The following is a 13,665-nucleotide window of genomic DNA, read 5'->3' as shown; positions in this document are numbered from 1 at the left end:
GGCTGCGGGTTGCGGCCTGGACGACAGACTAGGATGTGTGGATTTTTGAATACTCTGTAACATTTCCACCTTCAGGCGCTGGATTTCCTTATGAAAAACAGGCCACCGACAAGATTTGCGCCCCTTTAGCCGCCGACAACCGTGAGGTTGACGTCAGTGCATTAAGACACGGGGCCATCGGTTGATTCTCGTCCAGGGTAACGATGCCCGCAGCTAGATCACTCATGTGAGAATAACGAGTAAGTCACGATGAAAAGAATGTTAATTAACGCAACTCAGCAGGAGGAGTTGCGCGTTGCCCTGGTTGATGGACAACGTCTGTACGATCTGGATATTGAAAGTCCTGGACACGAACAGAAAAAAGCCAACATATACAAAGGTAAAATCACCCGCGTTGAACCCAGCCTTGAAGCTGCATTTGTCGATTATGGTGCAGAACGTCACGGTTTCCTCCCTCTGAAAGAAATTTCCCGCGAATATTTCCCTGCCAATTACAACGCACATGGTCGTCCGAATATCAAAGATGTGCTGCGTGAAGGTCAGGAAGTTATCGTTCAAATTGATAAAGAGGAGCGCGGTAATAAAGGTGCAGCACTTACCACCTTTATTTCTCTCGCCGGTAGCTATCTGGTATTGATGCCGAACAACCCACGCGCTGGCGGTATTTCACGTCGCATCGAGGGTGACGATCGTACCGAGTTAAAAGAAGCCCTTTCCGCACTGGAACTTCCAGACGGCATGGGATTAATCGTCCGTACTGCGGGCGTGGGTAAATCAGCCGAATCACTGCAGTGGGATCTCAGCTTCCGCATGAAGCATTGGGAAGCCATTAAGAAAGCCGCAGACAGCCGTCCCGCGCCGTTCCTGATCCATCAGGAAAGTAATGTTATCGTGCGCGCTTTCCGCGACTATCTGCGTCAGGATATCGGTGAAATCCTTATCGATAATCCAAAGGTATTGGAGCTGGCACGTCAGCACATTGCTGCACTTGGCCGTCCAGACTTTAGCAGCAAAATCAAACTGTACACCGGTGAAATCCCGCTGTTCAGCCATTACCAAATTGAATCGCAGATTGAATCGGCCTTCCAGCGTGAAGTGCGTCTGCCGTCAGGCGGCTCGATTGTTATCGACAGCACCGAAGCACTGACCGCCATTGATATCAACTCCGCACGTGCTACCCGCGGCGGTGATATTGAAGAAACCGCGTATAACACTAACCTGGAAGCGGCAGATGAGATCGCTCGCCAGCTGCGTCTGCGCGATCTCGGCGGCCTGATTGTTATCGACTTCATCGACATGACGCCAGTGCGCCACCAGCGCGCCGTGGAAAACCGTCTGCGTGAAGCGGTACGTCAGGATCGTGCCCGTATCCAGATCAGCCACATTTCACGCTTCGGTTTGCTGGAGATGTCACGTCAGCGTCTGAGCCCGTCACTGGGTGAATCCAGCCATCACGTCTGCCCACGCTGTAGCGGCACCGGCACCATCCGTGATAACGAATCGCTGTCGCTGTCTATTCTGCGTCTGATTGAAGAAGAAGCGCTGAAAGACAACACCAAAGAAGTTCATGCGATTGTTCCGGTACAGGTCGCCTCTTACCTGCTGAACGAAAAGCGTGATGCCGTGAGTGCCATCGAAAAACGCCAGGGCGGCGTGCGTGCCATCATCGTGCCAAACGATCAGATGGAAACGCCACACTACTCTGTGCTGCGTGTGCGCACTGGCGAAGAGACGCAAACGCTGAGCTATCACTTGCCGAAACTGCACGAAGCGGAAATGGCGCTGCCTTCAGAAGAAGAGCACGCTGAGCGTCGCCGTCCAGAGCAGCCCGCATTGGCAGCCTTCGCGATGCCTGATGCACCGCCAGCGCCAGTTGAAGTCGTTCAAGAACCTCAGCCCGCAGCAGAAGCGAAAACCAAACCTGTGGTTGCTGCGCCTGCGGTAACCAGCACCGGTTTCGTCGCCCGCCTGCTGGGTGGACTGAAGAAGCTGTTTGCCGGTGATGCGCCAGCTGCCGCGCCAGCTGAAACCCAGCAAGAAACACCCGCTGTGTTGTCTGCCGCTGAATCTGAGAATTCGCAGCAGCGTGGCGAGCGTCGCAACAGCAACAACCGTCGCAACAACCGCCGTGAACGCACACCGCGTAATGGCGAGAATGGTCAGGTGCGTGAAGGCCGTGAACCACGCGAGCCGCGAGAAGCGCGTGAGCCACGTGAAGCGCGCGAACCGCGTGACAATCAGGACAACCGTCGCAACAAGCGTCAGAACGAACCGCGTGAAGCGCGTCCAGTACTGAGCGATGAAGCGCTTGAGCAGCGTGATGAGCAGCAGCAACAGCGCCGCGAACAGCGTGCCGATCGCCAGCGTCGTCGTCAGGAAGAGAAACGCACTCAGCCGCAGGATCAGAAAGCCGCTGAACCGGTTGTTAAGCCCGATGTCGTTGACGAGAATGTTGCGCAGGAAGAAGAACGTGTTCAGGTAATGCCGCGTCGTAAGCAGCGTCAGCTGTCACAACGCGTCCGTGGCGGTGATACCGGTGACGTCGCCGCTGAAGCGCCAGCACCTGTTGTGCACGAAACCCCGGTGGAAACTGCGCCGCGCGCTTCGTACATCGAACATCCAGAAGCCAGCAATGACGAGCAAGATGATAGCGATAACCGTGATAGCGCCAATATGCCGCGCCGTTCACGTCGTTCACCGCGTCACCTGCGCGTAAGCGGTCAGCGTCGTCGTCGTTACCGTGACGAGCGTTACCCAACGCAGTCTGCAATGCCGCTGGAATCTGCTGCTGCATCACCAGAAATGGCGTCAGGCAAAGTTTGGATTTCTTATCCGGTAGCGCAAGCGCAGGAAGAATACACCACGCAAGATGCGATGCATGAAGTGTCGGATTACGGCTACCAGCAAACCGCAGATGCCGTGGCTCAACCCGCTACTGTTGAACCGGCCGTTGAACCGGTTGTTGAGCAGGTTGCCACTGATGAAGCCGTGCATCAGGCTGAACCGCAGGCGCACACTGATGTGCCGGTGGTGAATACTGATGACGTCACGCCGATTGCTGCGCCCGTCAACGAAGAACCTGCGGTGATTTCTGCTGCTGATGAACAGGTTGCACAGGAAACCGCAGCAGAAGCGGAACCGGCGGCCGTCGTTGAAGAAGCGAAGCCTGAAGTACGCGAAGTGGCTGACGTTGTTGAGCAGGCACCGGCAGATGTATCGCCAGCAGTTGAAGCGCAGGTTGAAGACGTGCTGGCTACACCAGTAGCGGCTGATGCTGAAGTCACCCCAGTCACTGAACCTCATGCACCGGTTGCGGCACGTGATACCGCAGTGACCACGGTTGAGACGCGCTTCAAGCATCACGCTACCGCTCCAATGACCAAAGCACCGGCACCGGCGTGGGAATCTGAGCCGGTTCGCAACAGCGACTGGGTCCGTCCGCCGTTCGACTTCGAGGGCCGCGGCTCTGCAGGTGGTCACAGCGCGACGCATCAGGCAACCGCACCGGCAACCCGTCCGGAAAGCGCGTAAGCTTTAGCAAGTCAGTAAACATCGAACCCCGGCCAGTCCGGGGTTTTTTATTGCCTGTTATTCAGGCAAAAAAAATCCCACAGCCTCGAAAGGCGGTGGGCGAAACTAAGCGCACCCGGTTAAAGTACGCTCAAAGGTTCAGGTCTATTACGAATTAAGCTGGAACAGTGACAACTTCGACATATCAGTGAAGGTTTTATACGATGCCTGCAACGCCGTTTGCTGCATGGTGTAGCTCGAAATGGCTTGGGTGTAATCAACCTGCACCAAATCCGTCATTTGCGAAGCCATAATGGTGTCGCGGTCATCACCTTGCGCATCCAGTGTATCCAGTTCAGCCAGCTGTGAACCCACCGCCGAACGCACTGACAGCACGTTGTTTAATGAGTTGCTCAGCCCACGGTTGGACTTATCCATCGCATCCTGGAATACCTGCTTGGTTGCATCATCAGCCTCATCCTGCGGCGTCTTTAATGCAGCAATTGCACTATCGAGCATATTGAACAGGTTCGTTTCGCTCGCGCTACCGTCCGGCTCAACCTTTGAGTTGCTGGTAATCGACATAAACACCGACGAGCCAGTGCTGCTAACCGCCATCGTACGGCCATCATCCACTTTCTGTGTAATGGCATCCGCGCCGCCGACGTAAGAGACGCCCGCTGGTGCACCTGCGTCACTAAACGGTGCGACATCAGTTTGATAGCCGGCAAAGATGTAACGGCCATTACCATCACGGCTATTAGCCTGATTCAATAACTGTGACCGGATACCTTCTAATTTAGTGGCAATCGATGCACGGTCATCATCACTCAAGGTGCCGGTTGAACCATAGACGATCATGGTCTGCGCATCCTGGATGCTGCTGGTCACGCTGGAGAGTGCATTCTCTTCCATCGACAAGCTCTGATCGGCAAAGCTGCGTGCCGTAGCATACTGGCTACTTTTCGCCTGCGATTGGGAAAGCACCACGGCGCGTGAGGCGGCGATGGGGTCATCTGAAGGATTGCTAACACGCAGCCCGGTAGAGAGCTGCTCACCCACTTTTAACCACGAGGCTTGCGAATTGCTAATACCGCGCACCTGCTGGTTAAAAATCATATTGGTACTTAAACGCATGGTTTTATCCTCTATGCTTAGCCGCGGATGCCCATCAGCGCATTAAAAATGGTACTCGCCGTTTGCAGCACTTGCGCATTCGCCATATAGAACTGCTGATACTTAGTCAGGTTAGAATACTCTTCATCGAGGTTGACGCCTGACACTGACTGCTGGCGATCGCTCAACTGCGTGACCACGTTTTGCTGGGTGGTACTGGCGGTTTCCAGCGTGCTGGTTTTGTTACCGACGCTACTAACAATGCTGGCATAAGCCTGGGCAATGGTCGCATTGCCATTCACCAGCTTGCTGTCCTGCAAATCCAACAATTTCTGCGCATTACGGTTATCACTTTCACCGCTGGTCGCACTGGATGCCGCAGCAATTTGCGACTCATCGGTGATCGCCACCGACATACCAGCAATGACGTTTTGAACCGGCTTGACCAGGAAACTGTCTTTCGCGTTAGGTGCAGGTGAGGTGCTCACCGTCAGTTTCAGGCCGTCAAAATTGAGGGTACCGTCGGTCGCATCAGGCGTAACGCTAAACTTCACGTTGTCAGACATGCGAGTTACCGACCAATTACTGCCGTCATAACTCACGGTGTAGTTAGAGGCTTTCATTGCGCTGGTATCTGACCAGGCAGCAGTAACGGTAGCCGCTGAGGTATTTTTACTGTTACCCACCACGGTTGGCGAACCGATGTTGAAGAAATCGCCCCCTTGATCGCCGTTGCTGTCATACCCTTCGCTGTGCACGGTATTGAAGCTTGTGGTGAACGCCGCGGCTAACTGACCGAGCTGATTTTGCGCGCTATCCAAATCCTGCGAGCGGAACGCCAGCAAACCGCCAAGTGAACCGGTGGTCAGCGTTTTCTCCGGGATCTCAACGTTACCCGCCTGCTTATCGACATAGCCGACGGTGGTTCGCGTTGAATCACTGCTGGATGGCATTGCCACCAAACTGGTGGAGTTTTTGCCATTCACCAGCGTCACGTTGCCCATTGAGACGATATAGCTACCGTCCTGTTGGGATACGTTCACGCCAACCACATTATTCAGGCTATTCACCAACTGATCGCGTTGATCTAACAAATTATTGGGTGCCGCACCGCCGCCGGTGGTGAGCTTGGCGATCTGGGTGTTGAGGTCAGCGATCTGGCTGGTGAAGGTGTTGATCTGGTCAACGCTTGAAGCAACGTCGGTATTGACGCTGTTCTGCATATTATTGAGATATTGCGCCGTGGTCTGAAACTGATTCACCAGACCTTGTGCGTAGCTCAGCATTGATTGACGTGCCGACGGATCGTTGGCGTTGCTCACCACGTTCTGGACGTTGGTAAAGAAGCTTTGGATTGAGGTCGACAAGCTGGTGGTTGACGTCGACAACAGATCATCAATGTTAGAAATTTGGGTGTATTGCGTATTCACAGCGCTGTAATTAGCGCTAGAGCCGCGCAGCTGAGCAGTAATGAACTCATCGTATTCACGCTGTACGCCAGAAAGCGTCACACCGTTGCCGTAATAGCTGTTGCCCTGCAAGGTGCTGTTCGACTGCGACAGAATCGCCGTCTGACGCGAGTAGCCCGCTACCGTGTAATTGCTGATGTTGTTACTGGTGGTGCTTAATGCAGCCTGTGCGGCGCTCAGCCCACTCATCGCTGAGTTTATTATGCTGGACATCTCGGTTCCTTAATTTCCCGTTAACCGGGCTGGCAGTCATCAATGCGATTGCGCGGACGGTGAAGGCCCGCGGCATGTGATTGTTATCGGCGTGCTTAAGTGAAACTTGAGAGCAAAAATCAGAACAAATCGGTGATATCGTTGCTGTACGCCTTCACCACTTTTTCGCCCATGTTTTTGAATTGCTGGATCATTCCCACCAATTTCTGCGCGTACTTTGGATCGGTAGCGTAACCGGCAGCCTGCAGAGCGCGGGCGCCCTGCTCCGCACTCGGTGCGTTGGCAACAGCGGCATAGCGAGGGTTATTAGAAAGCAGTTTGACGTAGTCGCTGAGTGCTTCCATATAGGAGCCATACACGCGGAAGCTGGCGCGCACTTTTTTCGCAGCGCCACCTTCATATTCGGTGGTCATGATATCGGTGGTTTGCCCCTTCCAGTCGCCGCTGGCCTTAATGCCAAACACGTTGTAGCTCGGCTTGCCGTCGCGCGTCAGTATTTGACGCTGGCCCCAGCCCGATTCCAGCGCGGCCTGCGCCAGAATCAGGTGATGCGGAATACCACTCTGCTGGCTGGCGACCTGCGCCGGCTGCGCCAACTGGGCGATAAAATCGCTACTGTCGCTCGGCAAACTGCTCGGCGAAACCGGCAAGCGCGGCACCGCTTTACGCACCATCTGCTCCAGCTGATTCGACGGCAAGTTGCTATAGATGAAGCTATTATCCAGCTTCATCGGCACCGTGCCGGCGGTTTCGTCCGGCTCCTGGGCTGGCTGCATCTGTTTCACGATGATATCAGCCATACCCAAGCCGCGTTTACCGATGTCCTGCGCAATCTGCTGATCGTACATGGAGGTGAAAAGACGCGTTTGATCGTTGCTCAGCAGGCCATCCTGCGGCAGCGCGGCACGCATACTTTTCATCATCATCTGCACGAACATCCCTTCCACCTGCTTGGCCACCTGCATTGCCTTCCCTTTCGGGTCGGCGGCGGCTTCACGTTTCAGGTCGTTCAGCGAGCGGCTGTCGTAAGCCGCATTCACCAGCGATTGCGTATCGTTCATCAGATAATTTCCAGTTTGGCGCGCAAGCAGCCCGCACTTTCCATCGATTGCAGAATCGACATCAGCTCAATCGGTGACGCACCCAGCGCATTCAGCGCACGCACCACGTTGTTAAGGTTCGCGCTGGAGTTAACACGTTGCAGCGCGCCGCCACTCTGACGCAGATCGATCTGGGTGTTGTTGGTCGTCACCGTCTGACCACCGGCCAATGGCGTATCAGGCTGACTAACGTTCTGCTGCTGATTGACAGTAACCGACAGGTTGCCCTGCGCCACGGCACAGGTATTCAGCGTCACTTCGCGGTTCATTACCACCGAACCGGTACGTGAGTTAATAATCACCTTGGCATCTTCCAGCGGTACCGAAACATCCAGGTTCTGAATCTCTGCCAGCAAACGTACCTGCGAACTGTTATTCGGCGACACGCGGATCTGCACGGTACGTGCATCCAGCGGCTGCGCCGAGCCAATGCCACGGCTGTTGATCGCGTCAGCGATGCGCTGCGCCATGCTGAAGTCTTCATTATTCAGCTGCAGGTTGATGGTGTTTTGGCTACCAAAGTTGCTCTGCAGTTCACGTTCGACCGTTGCACCGCCGGTAATGCGCCCCCCGTTCAACTGGTTGACTTGCACGCTGCTGCCACCCGCAGAAGCACCGGCGCCGCCGACGAGGATATTGCCCTGCGCCAGCGCATAAACCTGGTTATCGACGCCTTTCATCGGGGTCATCAGCAGCGTACCGCCGCGCAGACTTTTGGCGTTACCCAGCGAAGAAACCACGACATCGATATCTTGTCCCTGGCGCGCAAACGTCGGCAGCCTGGCGGTGACCATAACGGCGGCCACGTTTTTCAGCTGCATGTTGGTGCCGGCCGGCACGGTAATGCCGAGCTGAGAGAGCATGTTGCTCACCGTTTGCGTGGTGAACGGGGTTTGCGTGGTCTGGTCGCCGGTGCCATCAAGGCCCACCACCAACCCGTAACCGATTAGCTGGTTATCACGCACGCCCTGCACTGAAGTGAGATCGCGAATGCGATCAGCATGAGCCATTACGCTGAAACCGAGCAGCAAGCCCAGGCTCAGGCGGAGCAGAGTCGTCATATTCATTCTTACTACCTCTTACATCGGCGAGACGTTCAGGAAGAAACGCTGGAACCAACCCATCGTCTGCGCTTCATTGATATAACCATTTCCGACGTACTCAATACGTGCATCGGCCACCTGCGTAGACAACACGGCGTTGCTGGCGCTGATGGTGCGCGGGTTAACCACGCCCGAGAAGCGGATGAACTCGGTGCCTTGGTTAATTTCGATCTGTTTCTCACCGACCACGCGCAGGTTGCCGTTCGACAACACCTGATTAACGGTGACGGTGATGGTGCCGGTAAAGGTGTTGTTGGCCGTTGCGCCACCTTTGCCTGCGAAGTCATTTTTGCCATTGGCATCAAGCGTGGCTTTTTCGCCACCGGCCCCCACCAGGCCACTTAAGCCGGTTGGAATACCTGTAACACCAAAACTGTTGCTGCCATCGCGACTGGCGTTGGCGGACGAGCTTTTGCTGGCGCTGACGTTTTCCTGCAAGGTGATCGTCAACGTGTCGCCAATGTTGCGTGGACGGCGATCCTCAAACAGCGGCTGATATCCGTAGTTAAGCGGCGCGACGCCCTGAAAGATGGAACCGTTCACCACTGGCGGCGCGGATGGCGTCGGCTCAGCTGTGGTCGACCCATGTACCAGTGGCGTGCGCGGCACTAACGCACAACCGTTAAGAGTGAGTAGCATTGTGGCTACCAACCAATGACCAGGCTTGAGAATCACTTGCTTCGCCACGGAGTTCTAACCTTTTTCATGTTGCTTAATCAGGCCAGCAACGCTGGCCCAACGACACCAGCATTACAGCTGGGTTAACTTCGCCAGCATCTGATCGGAGGTGCTGATCGCCTTGCTGTTGATTTCGTAAGCGCGCTGCGTCTGAATCATGGTGACCAGCTCTTCCGCCACGTTGACGTTCGAGGTTTCGACATAGCCCTGATACAGCAGACCTGCGCCGTTCTGGCCTGGCGTGCTCTGGGTAGCTGCGCCCGACGCCTGTGTTTCCTGATAGAGGTTTTCACCCTGACTATTCAGGCCGGCATCGTTCATGAAGGTGCTTAGCGTCAGCTGACCGACCTGCGCCGGGTTCGTCTGGCCCTGCTGCGTCACGCTCACCACACCATCACGCGAGATAGTGATGCTGGTAGCGTTAGCTGGAATCGTAATGCCTGGCTGTACCGGATAACCGGCGTTAGTCACCAGCTGACCGTTTTGGTCCACCTGGAACGAACCATCACGGGTATAGGCTGAGGTGCCATCCGGCATCTGCACTTCGAAATAACCCTGGCCGTTGATCGCCACGTCTTTCGAGTTGCTGGTTTGCGACAGGTTGCCCTGCTGATGCAGACGTTCGGTGGTGACGGGACGCACACCGGTACCAATCTGCAGACCCGACGGCAGCGTGGTTTGCTCCGACGACTGGGTGCCCGGCTGACGCAGGGTTTGGTACATCAAATCTTCAAATACCGCGCGCGAACGTTTAAAACCATTCGTGCTCACGTTCGCGAGGTTGTTGGAGATGACGTCCATGTTGGTTTGCTGAGCGTCAAGACCGGTTTTGGCGATCCATAAAGAACGAATCATGGTGTTTTCCTTACGCCTTAGCTGCTCATATTGAGCAATTGATTGGCTTTTTGTTCGTTTTCATCGACGTTGGAGATCACTTTCATCTGCATCTCAAAACGTCGGGCGTTGGCGATCATATCGACCATGGTTTCCACCGGCTTGACGTTACTGCCCTCCAGTACGCCAGGCATCACGGTGACGGTGGCATCGTTCGCCAGAGCCGCCCCGCGCGTTGCCTGCGCTTGCTGGGTAGGACGGAACATGCCGTCATCACCACGCTGTAACTCATTACCGGTGGCGCGCACCAGTTTCAGTCGGCCAATCTGCACCGTGGCGTTCGGCGCATCACCCGCGTTACGCGAGGTGATGGTGCCGTCGGCGGCAACCGTCAGTTCGGAACCTTGCGGTATGGCGATCGGACCGCCATCGCCCATCACGGGATTGCCCTGAATGGTCAGAATACCGGTCGAGCTGATCTGCATGTTGCCGTTGCGGGTGTAGGCTTCAGAACCGTCAGCGGTACGCACCGCCAGCCAGCCATCTTGCTGTACTGCCACATCCAGCGGGCGGCCGGTGTTGTCCATCGAGCCTGGCGACATATCGGCGCCAGGTGTTGAAGCGGCAACCAGCGTACGCGTCGGCAGCGACCAACCGCTGACCGGTACCGCGCGCAACGCGTTGAGCTGTGCACGGAAGCCCGGCGTTGAGGCGTTGGCGAGGTTGCTGGCCGTCACCGATTGTTGATCCAACGTCTGACTGGCCGCGCCCATTGCGGTATATATTGCGTGATCCATAAAGCAATCCCGTTAGCGAATTAACGTAAGTTAACCAGGGTGTTAAGAATCTGGTCCTGAGTTTTGATGGTCTGGCTGTTAGCCTGATAGTTACGCTGCGCAACGATCATGTTTACCAGCTCTTTACTCATATCGACGTTGGAGGCTTCCAGCGCACCTGAAGTCAGGTTGCCGTAAGTGCCCGTGCCTGCCAGACCCACTGCGGCCTGACCTGATGAGCTGGTCGCTGACCAGACGTTGTCACCTTCAGACTTCAGACCTTCCGGGTTAGAGAAGCTCGCCAACACGATCTGACCCAACAACTGGGTTTTCTGGTTGGAATAAGTGCCGGTAATGGTGCCGTCATCGTTGATGGTATAGCTGGTCAAATCGCCCGGCTGATAGCCATCCTGCGTTGGGTTACCAAAGGTGGTGGCACCGGTGTTTTGTTGCAGGCTACCCAACATGCTCATGCTGATGTTCATGCCATCCGCACCGTTGGTGCCGCCCACAACCAGGGTAGCCAGTGAGGCGCTGGTGGTCGCGGTATCCGCAATCGCGGTGCCCGGGTTAGCCGGATCGTCAATCATTTTTGATACGCCGGTCAGCTTACCGTTAGCATCAAACTTCATCTGATAACCCAGGTTGTCGCCAGCTGCGGTGTTACCGACTTCATTACCTGTGGTGGAGTCAACCATATGCACAGTCCAGGTGTTATCCGCCGTTTTGATGTAGTACATATCCAGCTGATGATCGTTACCCTGCGTGTCATACACCGTCATGGTGGTTTTCGCGTTGTAGCTGTCAACGTTGGACTTATCAAACGTGGTCACACTTGGCGTGGTGCTGGTGGAGTTCAGGTTCGCAACCTGGGTGGCGGTCGTCGTCGCACGTGCGCCCATCTGCGTGGTAGGGATACTCAACGCAACGGGGTTGGCACCGGTCTGAATGGTTGGCGGTGTGCCGCTGGCCGGATAGCCGGAGACGTTCAGACCTTGGGTGTTCACCAGGTTACGGTTTGCATCCAGCGTGAACTGACCGTTACGCGAATAGAACACGCCGCCGCTGGCATCGGTCATGCGGAAGAAACCGTTGCCGCTCAGTGCTACATCCAGCCCACGACTGGTTGACGTGGTACTCCCATCACCAAAGTCCTGGATGACGGCGGCAACTTTAGTACCCAGACCTACGTTAGAACCGGCAAACATATCGGCAAAAGCAATGGTGCTGGATTTAAAACCGGCTGTGGCGGAGTTGGCGATGTTGTTACCAATCACATCCAGGTTGCTGGAGGCAGCATTCAGGCCGCTCACCGCTTGTGAAAAAGACATGTAATTTCTCCTGCTAAAAGGTTAATCAGAGAATCTGACGAATTTCATCGAGGGTCGCGGAGCCCATGGTGCCGAGATCCAGTTTTGTGGTGCTATCCGTGGTGCTCACGCCATTGACGTAGGCATAGTTCAACGGCTGCGCCACCAGTTGCGTGCTGCCATTGCTGGCGGCCAGTGAGACAGAATATTTGCCATCCGCGGCGGTAGAGCCGTCATCCATTTTGCCGTCCCACGAGAAGGTGTGGACGCCTGCACTCAGTTTGCCGAGGTCGATGGTGCGGACCGTCGCGCCATTGCTGTCTTTTATGGTGACGCTGGTGGCGGTAGACGCGCTGGCCAGTTCCACACCAAACGGCGTAGTTGTTCCACTGCCCACCAGCACCTGAGAACCATTGACCATCACGCCGTGCCCAATCAGCGTTGAACTCTGCAACGACTGACTGGTGGTGATCTGGCCGGAGATAGATCCCAGCGTGGTATTCAGTTTTTCAATACCACTCAGGGTGTTGATCTGTGCCAGCTGCGTGGTGAGCTGACTGTTATCCATGGGATTGGTCGGATCCTGGTTTTTCAGCTGCGCCACCAACATGTTGAGGAACTGGTTCTGCAGGTCAGCGGAAGAGTTACCGCTCGACGCACTGCTGGAGGTCAGTACCGTTGGGTCCAGACTGTCTTTAATCCCTACTGCTACGCTCATATTCGTTCTCCGTTACTGACCGATGGTGAGGGTTTTCATCATCATTGACTTCACCGTGTTCAGCACTTCAACGTTGGCCTGATAGCTGCGCGACGCTGACATGGTGTTTACGGTCTCGGACACGACATCAACGTTGGGCATCTTGACGTAACCCTTCTGATCCGCCAGCGGATTGCCTGGGTCGTACACCAGTTTTGCCGGAGTTGGATCGTTAACCACGCCCGCAACCTTAACGCCGCCGGTCGCTGCACCTTGAGCGGCGTCGGTCTGGAAAATCACCTGCTTCGCCACGTAAGGCTGGCCATCAGGGCCGGTTACGCTGTCGGCGTTTGCCAGGTTACTGGCGCTGACGTTGAGGCGCTGTGATTGCGCTGTCATCGCAGAACCGGCGATATCAAAGATATTCAGCAATGCCATGCTTATTGCCCCTGAAGAACGCTCATCATGCCTTTGATCTGGCTACTGATGAGGGTGAGATCGGTTTGGTATTTCAGGCTGTTATCAGCAAACTGCGTACGCTCGCGATCCATATCCACGGTGTTGCCATCCGCGGCAGGTTGATCGGGAATGCGGTACAGCAGATCCAGTGACGGCTGAGAGTTGGTTTGCGCTTCAATGTGGCGTGAGGACGTCACATTCAGCGCCAGACTGCTGCCTTCGGCGCGGCCGTTTTGCATGACCTTGCTCAGTTGGCTGGCAAAGTCGATATCCCGAGCCTGGTAACCCGGGGTATCGGCGTTGGCAATGTTTGACGCCAGAATTTCCTGACGCTGAGCACGTAGGTTTAACGCTTCTGTACCAAATCGCAGCGCGGCATCGAGTTTGTCGAGCATGCTTC

Annotated in this window: 12 protein-coding genes; 1 reads left to right on the top strand and 11 read right to left on the bottom strand. The window is 55.5% G+C overall.

Annotated features, from left to right (window positions below):
• Window positions 1-249 precede the first annotated feature (249 nt).
• On the top strand, window positions 250-3,531 hold the full coding sequence (rne, locus tag AC6I8K_RS07410) for a ribonuclease E (protein ID WP_497826461.1): 3,282 nt from the start codon (window positions 250-252) through the stop codon (window positions 3,529-3,531).
• 147 nt (window positions 3,532-3,678) lie between these two features.
• Here the strand turns inward: rne and flgL are convergent, their stop codons facing one another.
• The 11 genes from flgL to flgB form a co-directional block, all read right to left on the bottom strand.
• Window positions 3,679-4,647: a flagellar hook-associated protein FlgL gene (flgL, locus tag AC6I8K_RS07405; RefSeq protein ID WP_497826460.1), complete on the bottom strand. Its 969-nt coding sequence runs from the start codon at window positions 4,645-4,647 to the stop codon at window positions 3,679-3,681.
• Between the two features lie 17 nt (window positions 4,648-4,664).
• Window positions 4,665-6,308 (bottom strand): flagellar hook-associated protein FlgK, encoded by a 1,644-nt coding sequence (gene flgK, locus AC6I8K_RS07400; protein WP_064740869.1) that lies wholly within the window; start codon window positions 6,306-6,308, stop codon window positions 4,665-4,667.
• Window positions 6,309-6,427: 119 nt separating this feature from the next.
• On the bottom strand, window positions 6,428-7,369 hold the full coding sequence (gene flgJ, locus AC6I8K_RS07395; RefSeq protein ID WP_064740868.1) for a flagellar assembly peptidoglycan hydrolase FlgJ: 942 nt from the start codon (window positions 7,367-7,369) through the stop codon (window positions 6,428-6,430).
• A complete protein-coding gene (locus tag AC6I8K_RS07390; protein WP_064740867.1) occupies window positions 7,369-8,475 on the bottom strand; it encodes a flagellar basal body P-ring protein FlgI in 1,107 nt (368 codons plus the stop codon). Before AC6I8K_RS07390 ends, flgJ begins: the two co-directional genes overlap by 1 nt.
• A gap of 12 nt (window positions 8,476-8,487) precedes the next feature.
• Window positions 8,488-9,198: a flagellar basal body L-ring protein FlgH gene (locus AC6I8K_RS07385; protein WP_483817174.1), complete on the bottom strand. Its 711-nt coding sequence runs from the start codon at window positions 9,196-9,198 to the stop codon at window positions 8,488-8,490.
• Window positions 9,199-9,261: 63 nt separating this feature from the next.
• The gene (gene flgG / locus AC6I8K_RS07380; RefSeq protein WP_007885801.1) at window positions 9,262-10,044 is read right to left on the bottom strand and encodes a flagellar basal-body rod protein FlgG; all 783 of its coding nucleotides are present in this window, start codon (window positions 10,042-10,044) and stop codon (window positions 9,262-9,264) included.
• A 17-nt stretch (window positions 10,045-10,061) separates the two neighbouring features.
• Window positions 10,062-10,820, bottom strand: coding sequence for a flagellar basal body rod protein FlgF (locus AC6I8K_RS07375; RefSeq protein ID WP_064740865.1), 759 nt, complete (start codon window positions 10,818-10,820; stop codon window positions 10,062-10,064).
• A 20-nt stretch (window positions 10,821-10,840) separates the two neighbouring features.
• Window positions 10,841-12,130: a flagellar hook protein FlgE gene (flgE, locus tag AC6I8K_RS07370; RefSeq protein ID WP_483817173.1), complete on the bottom strand. Its 1,290-nt coding sequence runs from the start codon at window positions 12,128-12,130 to the stop codon at window positions 10,841-10,843.
• 25 nt (window positions 12,131-12,155) lie between these two features.
• Window positions 12,156-12,827, bottom strand: coding sequence for a flagellar hook assembly protein FlgD (gene flgD, locus AC6I8K_RS07365; protein WP_064740863.1), 672 nt, complete (start codon window positions 12,825-12,827; stop codon window positions 12,156-12,158).
• A 12-nt stretch (window positions 12,828-12,839) separates the two neighbouring features.
• The gene (gene flgC / locus AC6I8K_RS07360; RefSeq protein ID WP_064740862.1) at window positions 12,840-13,244 is read right to left on the bottom strand and encodes a flagellar basal body rod protein FlgC; all 405 of its coding nucleotides are present in this window, start codon (window positions 13,242-13,244) and stop codon (window positions 12,840-12,842) included.
• A gap of 2 nt (window positions 13,245-13,246) precedes the next feature.
• A complete protein-coding gene (gene flgB / locus AC6I8K_RS07355; RefSeq protein ID WP_008103091.1) occupies window positions 13,247-13,660 on the bottom strand; it encodes a flagellar basal body rod protein FlgB in 414 nt (137 codons plus the stop codon).
• Between the last annotated feature and the right edge of the window lie 5 nt (window positions 13,661-13,665).

The organism is Pantoea sp. X-Soil-ISGK-421, from assembly GCF_059730785.1.
This window is presented reverse-complemented; position numbering and strand designations above follow the sequence as displayed.